Origin of the sequence: Streptomyces sp. NPDC051286, assembly GCF_044455345.1 — a bacterium.
Classification (GTDB): Bacteria; Actinomycetota; Actinomycetes; order Streptomycetales; family Streptomycetaceae; genus Streptomyces.
In genome coordinates, this window is the sequence record NZ_JBITER010000046.1 from 30,977 (window position 1) to 49,327 (window position 18,351).

Here is an 18,351-nt window from a genome sequence, read left to right on the forward strand (position 1 = left end):
CGGCCATGTGCTACGCGGGCCGCCCCACCCAAAGGCCGCGCGGCTGTCGGGCAAACGACGAAACCCCACCAAGAAACGGTCTTGGTGGGGTTGATGGTCAGGCTTAGAAGGTGAGCCTCCAGCTGTCGATGTAGCCCGTGTCGCCGCGGTACATGTCCTGGACCTGGAGCCTCCAGGTGCCGTTGGCGACCTGGCTGGAGGCATCCACCGTGTAGGTGGCGAGCACGTTGGCGGCCGAGTCGGGCAAGTTGCTCTTCTTCAGCGGGTACAGCGTGCCGTCGGGGGCGACCAGGTCGATGACCAGGTCACCGCGGTAGGTGTGCTTGATGTCCACGTCCACCTTGAGGTCGCTCGGCGCCTGGCCCGGGAGCCCGGTGACGTCGATGTCCGAGAGGACCGCGGCGCCCCCGTCCGGGATCGGCACGTTGGTGGCGTTCTCGAAGATGCCCCGGGCGACGTACCAGGTGAAGGCCGCCGTATGGGTGGAGTTTTTGGAGCTTCTGACGGTGACGGTGACGTTGCTGGTGCCCAGCGTGGTGGGGGTGCCGGTGATGAGGCCGGTGACGTGGTTGATGGTCAGGTCGGCGGGCAGGCCGGTGTCGAAGTAGGTGACGGCGCCGGGGTTGAAGCTGGTGGCCTGGATCTGGAGGCTGGCTGCTTTGTCGACCGCGCTGGTCTGGGGGCCGGGGTTGGTCAGCAGCATGCCGTTGACGATGCGGGGGCCGACGTTGATGGCGGCCCAGGCGTTGGCGGTGTTGATGTAGGTGTCGCTGCCCAGCCCGTACAGGTCGGCGGCGGCCTGGAGGGTGGCGGTGCGGGCGCCGGCGTAGTCGGTGGAGGAGGTCATGTAGGTGGTGAGGGCCTTGTACCAGATCTTGGCGGCGGCGTCCCGGCCGATCGCGGTCACCGGCAGGCCGTCGGAGGTCGGCGAGTCGTAGTCCACGCCGTTGACGGTCTTGGCGCCGCTGCCCTCGGAGGCCAGGTAGAACCAGTGGTTGGCCGGGCCCGAGGAGTAGTGGACGTCGATGCCGTCGATACCGGAGTACCAGGCGTCGGCGGACCTTCCGTCCTTGGAGGGCTTGTCCATGTAGCGCAGCGGGGTGCCGTTGCCGCGGATGTCGATCTTCTCGCCGACGAGGTAGTCGCCGGTGTCGGAGGCGTTGTCGGCCCAGAACTCCACGGCGGCGGCCATGATGTCGGAGGTGGCCTCGTTGAGGCCGCCGGACTCGCCGCGGTAGATCAGGCCCGCGCTGTTGGAGGTGACGCCGTGGCCGCGCAGATCGCACGGGCGAGCAACCCGGGCGGTACGACGGCGAAGCTGCCCGTCGCGGCCGCCACCGCGTACGAGGGCCTCCGCCGGCTGGACCTCGTGCCGGGCTCGACGCTGCTGATCACCGGTGCCGGAGGCGGCGTCGGCGTGGTCGCCGTACACCTCGCACGCCACTTCGGCCTGCGGGTCGTCGGCACGTCGAGCGAGGCCAAGAAGGACTTCGTCGAATCGCTCGGCGCCGTGCACGTCCCGTCCGGCCCCGGTGTCGCCGAACGCGTACGGGCGGCAGCACCGGACGGCATCGACGCCGTGTACGATCTCGTCGGCGGCGACGGCCTGCGGTCCGTGGCCCAACTGGTCACGGACCAGAAGCGGCTGATCAGCGCCGGTGGCAAACCCCCCTCTGCCGTCGTACCGCGGTAGCTGCCGGAGTCCGCGCGCACCGGTGGTACGCAGGTGGCAGCCTCGTACTGACGTGTGAGCCGTCTCTCCTCCCTGCCGGGTGACGGAGTTCCTGCGGCTGAAGTCGCGGGACTTTCGGCCCGGGACTTCCGGACCGGACATCACCGGCAGGCGCCGACCGAGGACCTTCGGCCCGGCCTCTGAGGCCGTTAGCCCCGTGTCCCGTTCTTCCGATTCCAGGTGCACTGGATGGGAATGCCGGGAGCAGGCCGGCACCAAGACGAGGAGGCAGTGCCGTGACGATCGGGCACGAGCGCGCGGCGGTCGAGCGGAGTGCGGCGGTGCCGGGCACCGATGCGGGGGAGGCTGCGGTCTTCGCTCCCCGGGTCGGGGACGGCGTGCTGTTCGGCGGGCTGTTTCTGCTGACCGCCGTTGTCCTGATCCTCGACGTGCGTACCGGTGAGGATCTGCGGGTCGTGCCGCTGCTCGTCGTCGTGCCCGCTCTCGTCTCGGTCTTCGGCACCATGCGGCAGACGGTGTACACCGCCGCCTGGATCATGGCGGTGGTCGTCACCTCCCGGCTCGTGTCCGGAGGAACGTTCTGGGACCTTTTCGTCGGCGTCGCTTTCACGGTCCTGGCCTGTGTCCTGGGAGTCGGCGCCTGTGCGCTGCGAATCCGCCATGCCATCGAGATCGCCCGGCTGCGCTCTGCGGCCGTCGCACTTCAGCGGCAGATCCTGCGCCCGCTGCCCATCCTGACCGGCCAGGTCGTCGCCCACGGGGTCTATGCGCCGATCGAGGAGGACCGACTGGTCGGCGGCGACATCTACGAGGTCGTCGAATCACCGTACGGAACCCGGGTGATCATCGGCGATGTGCAGGGCAAGGGGATCGCCGCGATCGGTGCGGGGTTCGCCGCGCTCGGCGCGTTCCGGGAAGCGGCCATCCGCGAGCCCACCCTGACCGGAGTGGTGGACGCCCTGGAGGACGCGGTCGCCCGCCACAACGCCTTCTCCGCCCAGACCGGCGAGATCGAACGCTTTGTCACAGCACTGGTCCTCGGCTTCGAGGGCGAGGATCGCGTGGAGGCCGTCAATTGCGGTCATCTGCCGCCCCACCTGCTGCACGACGGCGCGGCAACCGCGGTCCCGCTCCGCCTCACCTCCGTACCGCTGGGCATGGCGGAGCTCAGCAGCGAGGCGCGCGGAGCGGAGCGGTTCGACTTCCCGGCCGGTGCGACGCTTCTGGCATTCACCGACGGAGTGACCGAGGCCCGCGATGCCTCCGGCGCCTTCTACCCGCTGGACGCCCGGCTCGGCCGTTGGGCCGGGTGCGAACCGCGTGAACTCCTGGACGGGCTCCATGCGGACCTGGACGCCTTCTCCGGCGGCGTACGGCGTGATGACATCGCGATGCTCGCCCTGTCCAAGGCATCGACCGGCAACCGTCGCCGACAGCCCGGGGCGATGTCCGGTCGGGGTGCCCGGAGGGCCGCGCAGACCTTCAGCGAGCGGTGACCGTTGGGGCGGCGCTGGGGCCTGGGCGCGGGTGATCTCAGCGGTGATCCGACATGGAGTGGACCACGTTGAACAGAGGTTCGGTGCTTGAACAGACGAGGGCCAGGGTTGTCCCGTGATCGCGACGGGTGCACGGGATGACGGGACAGCCCTGCCACGACCACCGACGCCACCAGCAGCGCGGGCCGTGGGTTCAGCAGGAACCCGCCCAGTGCGCCCGACGCATTGCTGTAGGTGAGCAGCAGTGCGTCGACCAGCCCGAGCAGCCCGATCCACGGCAGATGCCGGGCAAGCGCCCCGGCGGGCAGCACCTGCTGGACGAGGAGCCCGGCGACACACGGCACGATCACGCTGATCACCGCGAACGTCCCGCCGTTCACCGCGGCCAGCCTCGACAGGTCCTGTGCATAGGGGCCGACCGTCACCATCGAGGCGGCCGAGAGCGTCAGCGGGATGGTGAACGGGCTCAGGAGCGTGGAGGTCAGGACGATGCCGACGATCAGCGACTGGTTGCCGCCCGCCCGGCTTCCCCAGACCGTGGCGCCGCCCGCAACCGGCATGGCGCCCACCAGGGCCAGTCCCGTGAGGAGCCCGCTGCAGCCGTCCGTGTCGGGGAGCTGCCCGAGCGCCACGGACATGCACGGCAGCAGCGCGAGCGGGATCAGCGTATTGGCGAAGGTTCCGACCAGGAGCGGCAGCGGTCGGCGCAGGAGTCGCGGCAGGTCCTGGGCGGGCACCCGTAATGCCGCGGTGAAGAGCAGCCAGGCGAGGAGGAGCGACGGCAGCGTCAGCGGCGTACGGGTCCCGCCGGGTGCGGACACCGCGCCGAGATCCAGCTGCCGCATGGCGAGACCGGCCTGCGGTAACAGGGCCGCGGCGGCATAGGCGGCCACTATCGCCCAGGCCAGCCGGTGCTGAAGGAGCGCGAGTGCACGTGTGACGGCGGGCGGACGCTTGACGTGGCTGGTTCGGACGAGGGGCACGACCGGCGGACGGGGCATCGCACTGGACTTCTGTAGAGGGGGACCGGGACCGGCAGGTCACCTGTGGTGTGCGGGCAGTGCCGTCCGTATCAGCGCGGCCCCGAGCCCCAGCCAGAACGCGGCGAACAGCCAGCCGGCCACCACATCGGTCACCCAGTGCACCCCGAGCAGAACCCGGCTCAGCCCGACGGCCGCGGCCCAGCAGCCGATCAGGACGGCGGCGACGCGGCCGGCCCTGCTCCCGTACGCCCGGTGGCCGATCGCCGCCACCAGGAGTCCCGCCATGAGCGCGGACGTCGTCGCATGACCGGACGGGAAGGCGAAACCGGAGGCGTGCGTCGCCCAGTCACCCACCGGCGGGCGGGGCCGGCTGATCGCTTCCATCAGCCCGTAGCGCAGTGCCTGCCCCAGCAGCAGGAAGGCCAGGGCGCCTGTCGCGTACCCCAGACGCTGCCGAAGGTTCCGGCCCGCGATCAGTCCGGCGGCCACCGCGGCGGCGTACGGGAACACGCCCGTACCCGTCGCCGTGACCGTCCTGGCCGCCGCGACCAAGGCGGAGGGCCGATGGTGCAGGCACCATGCGTGCACACCCCGATCGACAGGCAGCACGGCCCCGTGGCGGGCCGTGAGGACCACCACCGTCAGGCCGAGGAGACCGACGAACCCGATCAGTACGGCCCCGAGCGCCGTACGGATACAGGGGTCGATCGGGCCCGCGACGGACCGGCGCCCGGCCTCCGCGTCCTTGGTCACCGCGCCGTCACCAGTGGGCGCAGCCTGGTCTCGCGCAGCCGCTCCACGATCGGGGCGCAGCGCCGGGCGGCGAGGGTCAGCGGCCAGGCCACGAGCGCGCCGGTGACCAGCCCGATGAGCACGTCGTGCGGATAGTGCACACCGATCCAGACCCGGGACACGGCCATCAGCAGCGCCGCAGGCACGGCGATGGCGCCGAGCCGGCGGTCGGTCAGCAGGATCGCGACCGCCGCGGCTGCGGCGATGGCGGCGTGATTACTGGGGAAGGACCAGTCGCCGAGCGGAGGGCACGCTTCCACCGTGACCGCGTGCAGGGTCTGGCAGGGCCGCTGTTCATGGACGGCCATCTTCAGCAGGTCGTTTGCCACATAGGCGGCCACCACGACCAGGGGCGCACAGAGTGCCATCGCCAGACGAGCGGGGGTGTCGGAGCGGGCCCGCCACCAGGCCGCGAGCATCAGCAGGGCGAAGAGCGCGAGACCGAAGTCCGACCAGAGCCGGATCGCGGAGTCCAGAGCGGCGGGGGAGCGCTGGGCGAGCTCGGTGATCCAGGTGTAGAGGCCACCGTCGAGGGAGGTGGCGGCAGAGGCGAGCAGCATCAGCTGTGGTCTCCTTCAGCGGTGCGGCGGCCGCGCGAGCGCAACAACTCGGTGGCGAGCGGGATCAGGGAAACAACGACCACGACGGCGACGATTGGCAGCAGATAGCGGTCGACATTGGGTACCGACGACCCCAGCCCGTAGCCGGCTAGCACCAGTGCGACGGTCCACACCAGTCCGCCGACGATCTGCCAGATCGTGAAGAGCCGGGCCGGTACGTTGAGCGCCCCGGCCAGCGGGTTGAGCACCGTACGCACCACGGGGACGAAGCGCGCCAGCACGATCGCGCGCGCGTGTCCGTACTTTTCGAGAAGTTCCTCGGCGCGGGCGGCTCCCGCATGCAGTTGCTTGGCCCGGCTCCGGGCCAGCAGGGCGCGGCCGCCGCGGCGGCCGATCCAGTACCCGGCCTGGGCGCCGAGGAGGGCGCCGACCACGGCAGCGATGAGCACCTGTGACAAGGAGAGGTGGACCGCGCCGTGGTTACCGGGCACGCTCAGCAGCCCCGCCGTGAAGAGCAGGGAGTCGCCGGGGAGGAAGAATCCGACGAGCAACCCCGTCTCCGCGAACAGCACGACCGCGATGCCGAGCGCGCCGAACGTGGCGAGCAGCGACCCTGCGTCCAACAGGTTCACCGCCTGCGGCATGGCTGCCAGTGAGGATACGGACACGGCGGAAGGCCTCCCATAATGGTGACTGGGCGCACCGACGGGACGCCCGACTGACTACAGTGCTGTAGACGGTCTACGTCACTGTAGACGCTCGGAGCAGGAGGAGGGTTCCCATGTCCCAGGTGCAGGGGATATCGAGCGAGGATCCGGACCCTCGCGCGGACGGCATGCCGACCTCTGGGCTGGTCAGCGAGTCGGCCCAGGCTTCCGCCTCGGTGCCCGGGCAGGCACCGGAGCCGTCCTCGGTGCCGGAACGGCGACCGGCCGGCGAGCTGGAATCCACCGTTCTCGCGGCTCTGTGGACGGCTGACACCCCGCTCACCCCTGGTCAGGTGCAGGGCGCCCTCGGCGCGCCCCTCGCCCGCACCACCGTCACCACGATCCTGACCCGGCTGTACGAGAAGGGCACGGTCACCCGCACCCGCGCCGGGCGCGGCTTCGCCTACAGTCCCACCGAGGATGCGCCCGGCCTCACCGCCCGCCGGATGCACAGCGAACTGCAGAAGGAAGAGGACCGCAGCACCGTGCTCGCCCGATTCGTCTCGCAGCTCACCGACGAGGACGAGCAATTGCTCCGGGAGCTTCTCGACGGAGACGCCCCATGATGTACGCCGTATGGGTTCCACTGCTCATGCCGTTCGTCGCGGTTCCCGCCGCCCGCCGTCTGGCGGACGCCCTGGCGCCCTTGCGTGCCGTTCGGCTGCTCGCCTCGACGGCCGTGGGCCTCGCCCTGTGCAGCACGCTCGCCCTGGTGCTGCTGGTGGTGCCCGGCGCGACCCAGCTGTCCGCGGTCGCCGCGGTCGGTGAACTCGTCAGGCCGCTCGCCGCCGCGCCCGCCGCCGTGGCCGTCCCGCTCGCCCTTGCCGCTCTGACCCTGCTGGCCGGCTGCACCGCCGCGGTGGTTCGTACCGCCCGCCGCCACTGGGTGGAGCTGCAGTGCGCCAGGCAGTCGGCCGAGTGCTCCAGCGGTGAACTGGCCGTCCTGCGCGACAGCCGCCCCGACGCCTATGCGCTGCCTGCACTCCCGGGCAGCCCCGGCCGGATCGTCGTCACCACCGGCATGCTGCGCGCCCTGAACCCCGCCGAACGGGACGCGCTGCTCGCGCACGAGCGTGCCCATCTCGCGGGCCGCCACCACCTCTACCTCGCTGCTACCGAGCTCGCCGCCCTCTGCCATCCTGCGCTGCGCTCGCTGCGCGCGCCCATGGGCTACGCCCTGGAGCGCTGCGCCGATGAGGCGGCGGCCGTCGCTGTCGGTGACCGGCGGGTTGCCGCGCGCGCGATCGGCCGCGCAGCGCTCGCCGCCCGGGCGGCGGAAGGGATGCGGGCGCGCCCCCGTGTCGCGCTCGCGGCGGCGGGGGGCCCGGTTCCGCGCCGGGTCGCGGCGCTGCTCGGCCGGGTCACCCACCGGCCGGGCGCCGGCCGCGCCGCGGCGGCCGCGCTGCTGGCCTGCCTGATCCTGTCCGGGGCCGCCGCACTCGAAGCGACGAACGATCTGCACAGCAGCATCGAGGTCGCACAGGGCGAGGTCACGCAGCACTGACCGGGCGTGGCGCCCGCGGCGTGCGTGGCGCACGTTCTCCCGTCCGCCGCCTCAGAGATCGCCGGCCCTCGTGGGCGTCGCGACACGGCGGCACGCGGTGCCCGTGCTCGCCCTCTACAAGATCCCGGGCCGGGACTGCGCCACCCGCTCGGCTGACGGGGCATCCGATACGGCCGAGTACCAGGCGCGGTCGACGCCGTCGCCCGCGGCATCGGCGGCCACGACGCCCGGCCCGGCCGACGCGGCGGCCCCGGCCGAATTCGAATGCTTTCATCGCCCACGGGTTCGGCGCGCCGGCGGTGCGCACGGCCTGAGACGGAGCGAGTGTTGTCGAACCGTCGATCCGCAGGACGTCCGGCCGTATGGGCACGCCATCCGAGGTGCTCCAGGCCATGCGCGATGCCGGTCAGGGGTGGCCAGGTGAAACCTCCGGACGGGGCCGGCGGACTGGGGAAAGCAGAGCCACTGCGGCGATGAGCAGGCAGCAGACGCCGGCGGCCAGACCCACCGGTGCCGTTCCATGGCGCTGTGCGGCCCAGGTGAGAACGGCCGCGCCGACCGGGGCTGCCGAATAATGGACGGTCCAGAACGCCGAGGTCACCCGCCCCAGCAAGTGCTCAGGCGTCACTTCCTGGCGTAGGGACATCGAGCACGTGCCCGCCATGCTGGTGCAGCCCAGGAACGTTGCGATCAAGACGGCAGTGCCTGCCACACTGTCGGCCCGGCCGATTCCCGCCACGGCGAGTCCGCAGACCGCAACGGTGCCGATCCATGTTGCGCCGAAGCCGAGCCTGCGGCGGACCGGGGCCACGAGGAGGGCTCCGGTGATCGTGCCCATCGCTCCGGCTGCGAAGACGGTTCCGACCGCGCTGTCGCTCTGGCCGAGGTCGTGCTTGAGGTGGTAGATGAGCAGGTCGTTCAGGCCGAGAGTCAGGAAACTGAAGAAGGTCAGAAGGAGGGTCAGGGCTCGCAGCACAGGGTGTCGACGCAGGAAGGTCACCCCGGCCAGCAGGTCGTCCCACAGCCTCGGTCGAGCCGCTCCTGCCTCCGGCGCCTCGCTGGTCCGAGCCGCGCGCGTGCCGCCCGGGAACCGTACGAAGCTCACGCAGGCTGCCGACACACCAAAGCTCGCCGCATCCACGCCGACAGCCGCCGCCGGGCCGAACCAACCCGCCACCACGCCCGCGCACAGCGGGCCGATCACCCCGGCCGCCGCAGCCGTCGCATTGAGTCTTCCGTTGGCCTCCGTGATCCGCCGGCCACCCACCAGGCTCCGGACGACGGTGACGTACGTGACGGAGAACAGCATCCCGACAGCCTCACCCAGAGGCAGCAGCACGTAGAGCAGCCAGGTCTGCGGGCCCAACATCCATACCAGCGGTATCAGTGCGTACAGCGCCATGCGGACGACGTCGCAGGCGATCAGCAGCTTCCTGCGGTCCATCCGGTCCACCACGACCCCGGCGAAAACCCCTGCGAACAGCGAGGCAGCGCCGGCCACGGCGGTGAGCAGGCCCATCTGCGCAACGGATCCCGTCGCGTGCAGTACCAACAGCGGCAGCGCAATCAGGGCGAACGAGTCCCCGACGACCGAGAGGGTCTGCGCCGCCCAGAAGATGCCGAAGTTGCGGTCACGCCACAGCGGGCGTGACCCTTCCGATGAAGGGCCGTTGGCGGCGGGTTCAGACATATCGAGGAGCGTATGTGGGACTTGCGCGGCGCACACCCGATTTCTGCAGGTCAGCACGTTGTTCTGTGAGGGTGTGAGGTGGTGCGCGCTGTGCTTTCTCGCCACTTCGGCCGAGGGCTGTGCCCGGCCGCAGCCGGGACCTTCCCCGGTTGAACGGCGGATACTCGATCGCTGACCCGGGGCAGAGCGCGAGGCGCACACTGCCCGCCGCCACGGCCGGTGAACAACGGAAGTGACCCGCGAGTCCCAACGTCCTTTCGGCTACGGCGTTTCCGTATCGCCATTCCGCGACCGGGGCGGCCCGCGCGCAGCGGCTCAGGGCCCGTCCGGCGCCTGCCCGCCCCGCACATGGTCCCGCAGCCGGTCGACGAAGACCCGTTGGCCCGCGACGAGACGCTCCGCCGCCTCCTCCGGTGTGCACCAGGCGAACCGGTCGATCTCCGGGAACTCCCGCTGCACGCCCGACCCCCGGGGCCATTCCATGGTGAATGTCCCCGGCTCGGCCCGGGCCGGATCGGCATCACCCTCCAGAGCCCACACGACTACCGTCTTGCCCCCGGCCTGGCGGGACTCGCCGAGCGGCACCCACTCCCCGTCCGGCGCCGGATGGCCGAACTCCTCCTCGAACTCGCGGCGGGCAGCGGCCTCGGGTTCTTCTCCGGGCCCGTACTCACCCTTGGGGACGGACCACGAGGCAGCCTCGCGGCCCGCCCAGAAGGGGCCGCCCATGTGCCCGAGGAACACCTCGAACCCGGCGCCCCCGTCCGCCGACCGGAACAGGAGAAGACCCGCACTGTGCTTCTGAGATGACATGCCATCAAATCTTCCCAGTGATCACGGGTGTCATCGACTCGCCGCACCCTGTTTCCCCTGAGGTTCCCGGGGCCCCCTGGTGCGTGGCGGTACGCGCGGCCATGCTGTCCGCCGACAGCGCTTACTGCCCGCGCAACCATCGCCATTCCAGGAGGATTTGTGGGCCCTGGCATAGTCGGCAAAGCAACGCGTCCGCTCGTGCTCCTCGCTACGGTGTCCGCGATGACGGTGGGAGCCATCGCCCCTGCCGTCGCAGATTCGACCCCCGACCCCCGTCCCCGTAACTCCGCCGAGGTCCTCAGACCCGTCGCCCCGCCGGCGGCGAGTCATGCGGCAGGCGACTCCCGATCCGTCGTGGACGGCGACGGCATCGAGACCGCCCGCAGCTCGCGCCCGATCGCCCCCGGAGTCCGCCTCAGCTCGTACGACCGGCTCGAATCCGACAAGTGGCTGCGCGTCGACTCGCTCTCCGTCGACCTCGACGGCAGTGGCGTGCAGGCAGACTACCTGTCCACCGGCAACGTCTCCGACCGGCGCACGGTCTCGCAACTCGCCGCCGGGCACGACGCGGGCCCCGGCCGCCGGACCGTCGCCGCGATCAACGCCGACTTCTTCGACATCAACCAGACGGGTGCGCCCGAAGGCATCGGAATCAAGGACGGTGTGCCCGTCCAGTCACCCGCCCCCGGAGTCAACCGGGCGGTCGGCATCGGCCCGGGCAGTGCGGGCCGCATCCTGAACCTGTACTTCGAGGGCACACTCACCCTGCCCTCCGGGCAGCGGCCGCTCGCCGCGTACAACGCCGCCAATGTGCCGAGCGGGGGAGTGGGCGCCTACACCCCGGCCTGGGGGACCGCCGACCGTGCACTCACTGTCGACAAGGCGACTCCCGTCGCCGAAGCGGTCGTACGCGACGGCAAGGTCGTCTCCGTGTCGGACACCCCCGGCTCCGGCGCCGTCCCCGACGGCACCACGGTCCTCGTCGGACGCGAGGCCGGAGCCGCCGCACTCACGTCGCTCCAGCCGGGCGACCCCGTGTCGCTGACCTATCGGGCGCGCACCGACAGCGGAGACGTACCCCGCACCGCTGTTGGCGGCCGGGAACTGCTGGTCGTCGACGGCGTCGCACAGAACCACGACGGTGAGGGCAACAACACCGCCGCCCCGCGTACCGCCGTCGGCTTCTCCCGGGACGGCAGCACGATGCAGATCCTCACCATCGACGGCCGGCAGGCTGACAGCGGCGGTGTCACACTCACCGAACTCGGCCAGATGATGCGGCGGGCAGGCTCGTACAGCGCTCTCAACCTGGACGGCGGCGGCTCCTCGACGCTCGTCGCCCGCGTGCCCGGGAGCGACGCCCTGCAGGTGGAGAACAGCCCGTCCGACGGCACCGAGCGCACCGTCCCCAACGGCCTCGCCCTCACCGCCCCCGACGGCAGTGGCCGTCTCAAGGGCTTCTGGGTCGAGACCCGTACCCCGGCCGGTACCGCACCGGGCGTCGACCCCGTCAAGGGCGGCCACCCCGAGCGGGTCTTCCCCGGACTCACCCGCCGCCTCACCGCGATCGGATACGACGAGACGTACGGCCCGGCCGCCGGGATCCCGCACTGGCGCACCGCCCGCAACAACGTCGGTTCGGTCGACGGCAACGGGCTCTTCACCGCACGCCACAGCGGCACCACCCAGGCGCGCGCCGAACTGGGGTCCGCCCACGGCAGCACCGCGCTGACCGTCCTCGACAGGCTGGCCCGGATCGAGCCGACCACACGGCGGGTGGGTCTCGCGAACGCCGAAGCCACCGGCACCTTCGGCATCGTCGGACTCGACGCGCACGGCACCAGCGCCCCCGTCGAACCCCGCGACGTCACCCTCGACTACGACCACGCGCTCTTCGGCATCCGCGATGACGGCAAGGGCAACTTCACCGTCACCTCACGCACCGGCGGCGGCGCCGGACAGATCAGGGCGACCGCCGCGGGCGCCACCACCGTCCTCGCCGTCAGCGTCGGCCTCGCCGAGCAGGCCGTCTCCGACTTCGACGACGCCGGGTCCTGGAAGTTCAGCCAGGCGCGGGCGAGCGGATCCCTCTCCGCCACCCCCGACGGACACACCGGCACCGGACTCGGACTCACGTACGACTTCACCCAGTCGACCGCGACGCGCGCCGCGTACGCCGCCCCGCCCCAGCCGGTCACCGTGCCCGGACAGCCCCAGTCGTTCAAGCTCTGGATCAAGGGCGACGGCAAGGGCGCCTGGCCGACGCTGCACCTCAAGGACGCTGCGGGCTCGGACCAGTTGCTCCGCGGACCGTACGTCACCTGGACCGGCTGGCGGCAGGTCACCTTCGCCGTGCCGGCCGGCGCGGCCATGCCGCTCAACGTGTACCGCTTCTACCTCGCCGAGACGGCGGCCGCCCAGCAGTACACCGGAGGGATCGTCATCGACGACCTGACCGCGCAGGTGCCGCCCACCGTCGACCTGCCCGAACGGGCCGTGACCACCGACCCGTTGATCGATCCGGCCGCGGTCACCGAAGCCCGGGACTGGCAGTTCGCCGTGATGTCGGACGCCCAGTTCGTCGCCCGCGACCCCGGCAGCGCCATCGTCACCCAGGCGCGGCGCACCCTGCGCGAGATCAAAGCGGCACGGCCCGACTTCCTGGTCATCAACGGCGACCTCGTCGACGAGGGATCACCCGCGGACCTCGCCTTCGCGCGCCAGATCCTGACCGAGGAACTCGGCGACTCCCTGCCCTGGTACTACGTGCCCGGCAACCATGAAGTGATGGGCGGGAAGATCGACAACTTCATCACCCAATTCGGCCCCGCCCAGCGGACGTTCGACCACAAGGGCACGCGGATCATCACGCTCGACACCTCCAGCCTCACCCTGCGCGGCGGAGGCTTCGCCCAGATCAAGGAGGTACGCGCCCAGCTCGACGCGGCGGCGAAGGACCCTGACGTCGACTCGGTGATGATGATCGAGCACGTTCCGCCGCGCGATCCGACCGTTCAGAAGGGCAGCCAGCTCGGGGACCGGAAGGAGGCGGCCCTGGTCGAACAGTGGCTCGCCGACTTCCGCCGTACGACGGGCAAGGGCGCCGCATTCATCGGCAGCCATGTCGGGGTCTTCCACGCCTCGCACGTCGACGGCGTGCCGTATCTGATCAACGGCAACTCCGGGAAGGCACCGGCCGGACCGGCGGACGAGGGAGGCTTCACCGGCTGGTCCCTCGTCGGCGCGGACCACGTCCCGCCCGCCGAACAGGCCGCCGCGCGGGAGAAGCCGTGGCAGGGCGTACCCGACTGGGTCTCGGTGCAGACCCGGGCGCATGTCGACACGCTGACATTGGACGCCCCGTCCGTGCTCGGCACGGGTCACACTGCGAAGATCACGGCGACCGTCACCCAGGGCGCCCGCAGCATCCCGGTCGCGTTCCCGCTGGCCGCCGACTGGACCGGGTCACCGAACGTCCACATCGGCGACCGGGACAGTGCCCGGCACCAGCACACGGCGGTCTTCGACCCGTCCACCGGCACCCTCGTGGCGCTTCGGCCCGGCACGATCACGCTCGCGGTGACGGTCAATGGCACGACGCAGCTGACCCGGATCCGGATCGCCACAGCGGGCACCGCCTCGGCAGCCTGACGGAACACGCGCACCACACGGGGTCCCGCACCCGGTTCCACGAACCGGGTGCGGGACCCCGTACTTCCGGTCCCTTACGGCCTGGTGCACGATAGAGAGTGGATCAGCGAGCGGCGTCATGCGGCTTCGAATCCAAGGCGGAGGAGGGAGGCGACGCGAAGGGGGCCCCTCCCATGCCTTCAAGGCCATGGGGGAGTCGTCGGCTGACGACAACGCCGGAGGCGGAGTCGCATGACGCCGGGAGCCCGCTCGCTATCGTGCACCAGGCCGTTACAGCTTGCGGTAGCCGTACGCCTCCGTCGCCGCGGCCTCCACCGCGGCAAGATCACCACCCGCCGACGCCGTGACGAGTGCGGCGACCGCGCCCTCCACGAACGGCGCGTCCACCAGCCGCGCCCCGTGCGGCAGTTCGTTCCCCTCGGCCAGCATCGCTTTGACCGTGAGCACCGCACTGCCCAGGTCGGCCAGCACCGCGATGCCTACGCCGCCGTCGACCTTCCGGGCCGCCTCCGCGATGAGCTCCGCACTGGTTCCGAGCGCACCCGACACCGTACCGCCGGCCGCGGCCACGGGCGCTGTCGCACCACCGGCTGCCAGCCCCTTGGCCAGCTCGGCCACCGCCTCAGCCACCGGCCCGCTGTGCGACACCAGCACGATCCCTACCTGCTTCTCCTCGCTCACGAACTGCCTCCACTGCTCTCGTACGACTCCGCCAGCGTGGCGATCAGCAGCGCGGACGACGTCGCACCCGGATCCTGATGCCCGATGCTGCGCTCACCCAGATAGCTGGCCCGGCCCTTGCGCGCCTGCATCGGCACGGTCGCGGCCGCACCGGCCTCGGCCGCGTCCCGGGCAGCGGCGTACGATGTGCCGAGCGCTTCCGCGCCCGGCAGCAGTGCGTCGAGCATCGTCTTGTCCCCGGCCTGCGAACCGCCCAGCTGCCCCACGGCGGCGACGCCCTCGGCGAACGCCTCGGCCAGCTGTTGATCCGTCACGGTGGGCGCATAGCCCAGCGCCTTTCCCGTACATCGCAGGAGCGTCCCGTACAACGGCCCCGACGCCCCGCCGACCGTCGAGATCAACTGCCGCCCCGCAAGCGTCAGTACGGCCCCAGGCGTCTGCGGGTCCTCCTTCTCCAGTACCGCGGTCACTGCGGCGAATCCGCGCTGCATATTGCTGCCGTGATCGGCGTCCCCGATCGCCGAGTCGAGTTCTGTGAGGCGGTCCGCTTCACGGTCCACAGCGGCCGCAGCGGTGGCCATCCACCGGCGGAAGAAGTCGGCGTCGAGCACATGGATCTCCTTGTCCCTGGAACAACGTCATGGGCGTACGGCTGCTCCTCAACGGCCCCAGCGGAGCGCGGGCGTCTCGACCGGCGCGTCCCAGAGCCGCAGCAGCTCCTCGTCCACCTGGCAGAGCGTCACCGAGCAGCCCGCCATGTCGAGCGAGGTCACATAGTTCCCCACGAGCGTACGAGCCACGACGACGTGCCGCTCGGACAGCACCCGCTGCACCTCGGCATTGAACCCGTACAGCTCCAGCAGCGGCGTCGCCCCCATCCCGTTGACCAGCAGGAGCACCGGATTGTTCGGCCGCAGATCCTCCAGAATCGCGTCCACAGCGAAGTCCGCGATCTCCCCCGACGTCATCATCGGACGCCGCTCCCGCCCCGGCTCGCCGTGGATGCCGATGCCCAGTTCGAGCTCGCCCGGCGGCAGATCGAACGTGGGAGAGCCCTTGGCCGGGGTGGTGACGGAGCTCAGCGCCACCCCGAAACTCCGCGACGCCTGGTTCACCTGCCGGCCGATGGCCTCCACCCGCTCCAGCGGCGCACCCTCCTCGGCCGCCGCCCCGGCGATCTTCTCGACGAACAGTGTCGCTCCCGTGCCCCGCCGCCCCGCCGTGAACAGACTGTCCGTCACGGCCACGTCGTCGTTGACGAGCACCTTCGCGATCTGCAGGCCCTCGTCCTCGGCGAGCTCGGCGGCCATGTCGAAGTTCAGCACATCGCCGGTGTAGTTCTTGACGACGAACAGCACCCCCGCGCCGCTGTCGACGGCAGCGGCGGCGCGCACCATCTGGTCCGGAACGGGCGACGTGAACACTTCCCCGGGACAGGCGGCAGACAGCATCCCCGGCCCGACGAACCCGGCATGCAACGGCTCATGCCCGGAACCGCCCCCGGAGACGAGCCCCACCTTTCCGGCGACGGGCGCGTCACGTCGTACGACGACACGGTTGTCCACATCCACCGTCAGTTCGGGATGGGCGGCGGCGATGCCGCGCAGGGCGTCCGCGACGACGGTCTCGGGGACGTTGATCAGCATCCTCATGGATACCTCCTGATGAGATTAGCAGGCGAGCCGATGAGCAGGGTTTTTGCAGGTCAGAGCAGGTGAGTCGAATTGTTGATCTTGGCGGTTCGTGGCGGCGAAGGGCGGTTCTGCGCGGTACTGATGCTGACTGAATGCTGACTTTCCTGATAGTGCATCAGGCTCGAATCGCATGAACGAGCTTTGCGAATGCGCATCATGGCGCAATTGTCGACGCGGGGTCGCGAGCGCGCACCGGTGCGTCATCGGTCGGATCCCGGTGATTCCTTCCAGGGCGGGTCGGGGAGTCGCGGGAACGGGGTCCGATCCAGTGCGTGCGACACTCCTGACCGTGGCTCAGTATGACCTTCCTCGCCCAGCTCCCAAGACGACACCCGAATCTGCCGTCGACGGCACCGCAGCGGATCGTTGGTTGCCCGTCTCGGTGGACCCGGATCTCAGCCATCCACCCAGTGCTGGAGCCTCCGGGAACAGGCCGCCTGGCGACGATCTTGACCTGGCGATCGGGTGGGACCGCTTTGAGAAGCTGATGCTGGCCGTCTCGGGTCGCGTTCTCGCCATCCGCGGGATCAAGTTTCGCCGGTACGGGGTACAAGGGCAGGTCCAGCACGGCATCGACCTTGCGGGCCGGGATGCGGACGGTCGATTCGTCGTCGTCCAATGCAAGGACTACCAGGAGCTCACGGCAGGGGACCTGCGGAAGGCAGTGGAGACGTTCACCGACGGAAGACGACCTTTCGGTGCCGGCCATTTGATCATCGCCACCTCCGCCTCCACTGAGCGCACCCAGCTGGCCGACGAACTGGCTGTTCTCCAGGGGGAGCACGAGGATCTCGAGCTGGATCTGTGGGGTGCCGAACAAATCAACGACTTTCTCCGCTACCAGGCTGACGTCGTTGCACGGTTCTGGACTCGTGAGACGGCGGAAGTGTTCTGTACCGGGGCACCCCTTCCTGGAGTACCCGCTCCTCCCCTTGACCGCCAGGAGCAGGCCGATCGCATCCTCACCGGACCACTCAAGACGAGTGATGTGAGGCCGATCCTGCGCGAAGCGGAAGCCGAGCGCGCGTCGGCGCCGGCTCAGTCCGCCAGAAAGTACGGCGAAGTCGCTTCTCGACTGGAGGACGCCGGCTTTCGAGGGCATGCGAGCGTGCTGAGGGGCAGGCAACTGGAGGCGCTCAGGGAGGCCGACCTGCTCTACGAAGCCGCGGAACTCGCCGGCCGCCTTGCCGCCACAGCACTCCACCATGGCGACAGGGTCGAATCGAGGAGGCTGGCACGGCTGCTTGATGACCTGACTCGCAGTGAGGTGTCGGCGGGGCCGGAACGAGCGGCGGCGATTCAGAGACATGCGCGGCTCGTTGGCGCAGCCGTCGATGCCGTCCTCCATCCCCTCGGCGCCGCGTCCCACGAGCTTGCCGATGCCCTGATCGAAGCGCGCGGCGAGACTGTGGCCTACCAGCCTCTCTTGGTTCTCCACTTCGCCGAGCGTCAGTTCGCAATGGAATCCGATCAACTGGAGGTACGGAGCTCCCTCATTGACCGTGCCATTGCGCAGGCCGAACCACAGGCCATGGACGAGTACAGCGAAGACATCGTCATGAGGCTGCGTCTCGTGCGAGCCGAGTACGACGGCGCGGAGCGCCGGGCACTCCTGAGCGCTGCCCGACGGCATACCGTCCCGGGGCGGCACGCCGCGCTGATCAAATCGCGCGAAGCGCGGAGGTACTGCCTCGAGGGGCGAGCGGAAGAAGCTACGGACGCCTGGAGGGAAGCCGTCCACGATGCGATTCACGCGGGACTGACCGAAGAGGCAGCCCAATGGCTCTACGCCATTCGTGCCGTGAACGTTCAGTACGGCCCTTTGACTGCGGAGATCGACGACGAGCACCGCTTGGCCCAGGCGCTGCGCGCGACAGGGGCGAGCCGCCTACTGGACCGCGTGCGGGATCCGAGGGAGCAGGCCATGTCTTCCTCGGAAGTTGTCAAGTCAAATGAGACGGTTTGACGCTATGCGGACTGTTGTAGAGGTTCTGTTTCCGGTGTCGGTTCGTTGATCCAGACCTGCTCGGGTATCACGGGCGGCACGGGCCGGCGGGCGAAGCGCTCGGGGTGGCGGGCGTAGGCGT

At 70.4% G+C, this 18,351-nt stretch carries 14 protein-coding genes and 2 pseudogenes; 6 read left to right on the plus strand and 10 right to left on the minus strand.

The genetic code is table 11. The features are described from left to right. Window positions 1-103: 103 nt before the first annotated feature. A pseudogene (locus ACIBB8_RS31030) lies at window positions 104-1,270 on the minus strand (M4 family metallopeptidase); the annotation flags it as partial. A gap of 147 nt (window positions 1,271-1,417) precedes the next feature. On the opposite strand from ACIBB8_RS31030, the gene ACIBB8_RS31035 reads away from it, so the two are divergent. Together ACIBB8_RS31035 and ACIBB8_RS31040 are read left to right on the plus strand one after the other, a co-directional pair. Continuing rightward, window positions 1,418-1,693, plus strand: a complete 276-nt coding sequence (locus ACIBB8_RS31035) for a zinc-binding dehydrogenase (RefSeq protein WP_398957757.1) — start codon at window positions 1,418-1,420, stop codon at window positions 1,691-1,693. 275 nt (window positions 1,694-1,968) lie between these two features. Continuing rightward, window positions 1,969-3,189: a PP2C family protein-serine/threonine phosphatase gene (locus tag ACIBB8_RS31040; RefSeq protein WP_398957759.1), complete on the plus strand. Its 1,221-nt coding sequence runs from the start codon at window positions 1,969-1,971 to the stop codon at window positions 3,187-3,189. Window positions 3,190-3,419: 230 nt separating this feature from the next. Here ACIBB8_RS31040 and ACIBB8_RS31045 read toward each other — a convergent pair. From ACIBB8_RS31045 to ACIBB8_RS31060, 4 genes and pseudogenes are all read right to left on the minus strand, one after another. After that, window positions 3,420-4,190, minus strand: a pseudogene (locus ACIBB8_RS31045) (sodium-dependent transporter); the annotation flags it as partial. 39 nt (window positions 4,191-4,229) lie between these two features. After that, a complete protein-coding gene (locus tag ACIBB8_RS31050) occupies window positions 4,230-4,925 on the minus strand; it encodes a phosphatase PAP2 family protein (protein WP_398957761.1) in 696 nt (231 codons plus the stop codon). Further along, window positions 4,922-5,524 (minus strand): phosphatase PAP2 family protein, encoded by a 603-nt coding sequence (locus tag ACIBB8_RS31055; RefSeq protein WP_398957763.1) that lies wholly within the window; start codon window positions 5,522-5,524, stop codon window positions 4,922-4,924. Before ACIBB8_RS31055 ends, ACIBB8_RS31050 begins: the two co-directional genes overlap by 4 nt. Then, on the minus strand, window positions 5,524-6,168 hold the full coding sequence (locus tag ACIBB8_RS31060; protein ID WP_398957783.1) for a DedA family protein: 645 nt from the start codon (window positions 6,166-6,168) through the stop codon (window positions 5,524-5,526). The genes ACIBB8_RS31055 and ACIBB8_RS31060 overlap by 1 nt, the downstream gene beginning before the upstream one ends. Before the next feature lie 239 nt (window positions 6,169-6,407). Here ACIBB8_RS31060 and ACIBB8_RS31065 point away from each other — a divergent pair, with 239 nt between their 5' ends. Continuing rightward, entirely contained in the window at window positions 6,408-6,797 is a 390-nt protein-coding gene (locus ACIBB8_RS31065; RefSeq protein WP_398957785.1) for a BlaI/MecI/CopY family transcriptional regulator, read from the plus strand. Beyond that, window positions 6,794-7,735 carry a M56 family metallopeptidase gene (locus ACIBB8_RS31070; protein ID WP_398957765.1) on the plus strand — a complete coding sequence of 314 codons (942 nt, stop codon included), beginning with the start codon at window positions 6,794-6,796 and terminating at the stop codon, window positions 7,733-7,735. Before ACIBB8_RS31065 ends, ACIBB8_RS31070 begins: the two co-directional genes overlap by 4 nt. Window positions 7,736-8,141: 406 nt before the next feature. Here ACIBB8_RS31070 and ACIBB8_RS31075 read toward each other — a convergent pair whose 3' ends face one another. Both ACIBB8_RS31075 and ACIBB8_RS31080 read right to left on the minus strand, forming a co-directional pair. Further along, window positions 8,142-9,425 carry an MFS transporter gene (locus tag ACIBB8_RS31075; RefSeq protein WP_398957767.1) on the minus strand — a complete coding sequence of 428 codons (1,284 nt, stop codon included), beginning with the start codon at window positions 9,423-9,425 and terminating at the stop codon, window positions 8,142-8,144. A 315-nt stretch (window positions 9,426-9,740) separates the two neighbouring features. Continuing rightward, window positions 9,741-10,238, minus strand: coding sequence for an NUDIX domain-containing protein (locus ACIBB8_RS31080; RefSeq protein WP_398957769.1), 498 nt, complete (start codon window positions 10,236-10,238; stop codon window positions 9,741-9,743). Window positions 10,239-10,460: 222 nt separating this feature from the next. Between ACIBB8_RS31080 and ACIBB8_RS31085 the strand changes: the two genes are divergently transcribed. Next, window positions 10,461-13,889 carry a phosphodiester glycosidase family protein gene (locus ACIBB8_RS31085; protein ID WP_398957771.1) on the plus strand — a complete coding sequence of 1,143 codons (3,429 nt, stop codon included), beginning with the start codon at window positions 10,461-10,463 and terminating at the stop codon, window positions 13,887-13,889. Window positions 13,890-14,159: 270 nt separating this feature from the next. On the opposite strand, the gene ACIBB8_RS31090 is transcribed toward ACIBB8_RS31085, so the two are convergent. From ACIBB8_RS31090 to dhaK, 3 genes are read right to left on the minus strand one after another with little or no spacing between them, the layout of a single operon-like run. Further along, window positions 14,160-14,570: a PTS-dependent dihydroxyacetone kinase phosphotransferase subunit DhaM gene (locus ACIBB8_RS31090; RefSeq protein WP_398957773.1), complete on the minus strand. Its 411-nt coding sequence runs from the start codon at window positions 14,568-14,570 to the stop codon at window positions 14,160-14,162. Continuing rightward, window positions 14,567-15,181, minus strand: coding sequence for a dihydroxyacetone kinase subunit DhaL (dhaL, locus tag ACIBB8_RS31095; RefSeq protein WP_398957775.1), 615 nt, complete (start codon window positions 15,179-15,181; stop codon window positions 14,567-14,569). The genes ACIBB8_RS31090 and dhaL overlap by 4 nt, the downstream gene beginning before the upstream one ends. A 48-nt stretch (window positions 15,182-15,229) precedes the next feature. Next, a complete protein-coding gene (gene dhaK, locus ACIBB8_RS31100) occupies window positions 15,230-16,222 on the minus strand; it encodes a dihydroxyacetone kinase subunit DhaK (RefSeq protein ID WP_398957777.1) in 993 nt (330 codons plus the stop codon). A gap of 331 nt (window positions 16,223-16,553) precedes the next feature. Between dhaK and ACIBB8_RS31105 the strand changes: the two genes are divergently transcribed. After that, window positions 16,554-18,230 carry a hypothetical protein gene (locus tag ACIBB8_RS31105; RefSeq protein WP_398957779.1) on the plus strand — a complete coding sequence of 559 codons (1,677 nt, stop codon included), beginning with the start codon at window positions 16,554-16,556 and terminating at the stop codon, window positions 18,228-18,230. Window positions 18,231-18,351 lie beyond the last annotated feature (121 nt).

Bases quoted from the DNA above. Each gene is read 5' to 3' on its own strand.
- ACIBB8_RS31055 (WP_398957763.1), bottom strand. From the start codon at position 5,524: ATGCTGCTCGCCTCTGCCGCCACCTCCCTCGACGGTGGCCTCTACACC.
- ACIBB8_RS31060 (WP_398957783.1), bottom strand. From the start codon at position 6,168: ATGCCGCAGGCGGTGAACCTGTTGGACGCAGGGTCGCTGCTCGCCACG.
- ACIBB8_RS31070 (WP_398957765.1), top strand. From the start codon at position 6,794: ATGATGTACGCCGTATGGGTTCCACTGCTCATGCCGTTCGTCGCGGTT.
- ACIBB8_RS31075 (WP_398957767.1), bottom strand. From the start codon at position 9,425: ATGTCTGAACCCGCCGCCAACGGCCCTTCATCGGAAGGGTCACGCCCG.
- ACIBB8_RS31080 (WP_398957769.1), bottom strand. From the start codon at position 10,238: ATGTCATCTCAGAAGCACAGTGCGGGTCTTCTCCTGTTCCGGTCGGCG.
- ACIBB8_RS31085 (WP_398957771.1), top strand. From the start codon at position 10,461: ATGACGGTGGGAGCCATCGCCCCTGCCGTCGCAGATTCGACCCCCGAC.
- dhaK (WP_398957777.1), bottom strand. From the start codon at position 16,222: ATGAGGATGCTGATCAACGTCCCCGAGACCGTCGTCGCGGACGCCCTG.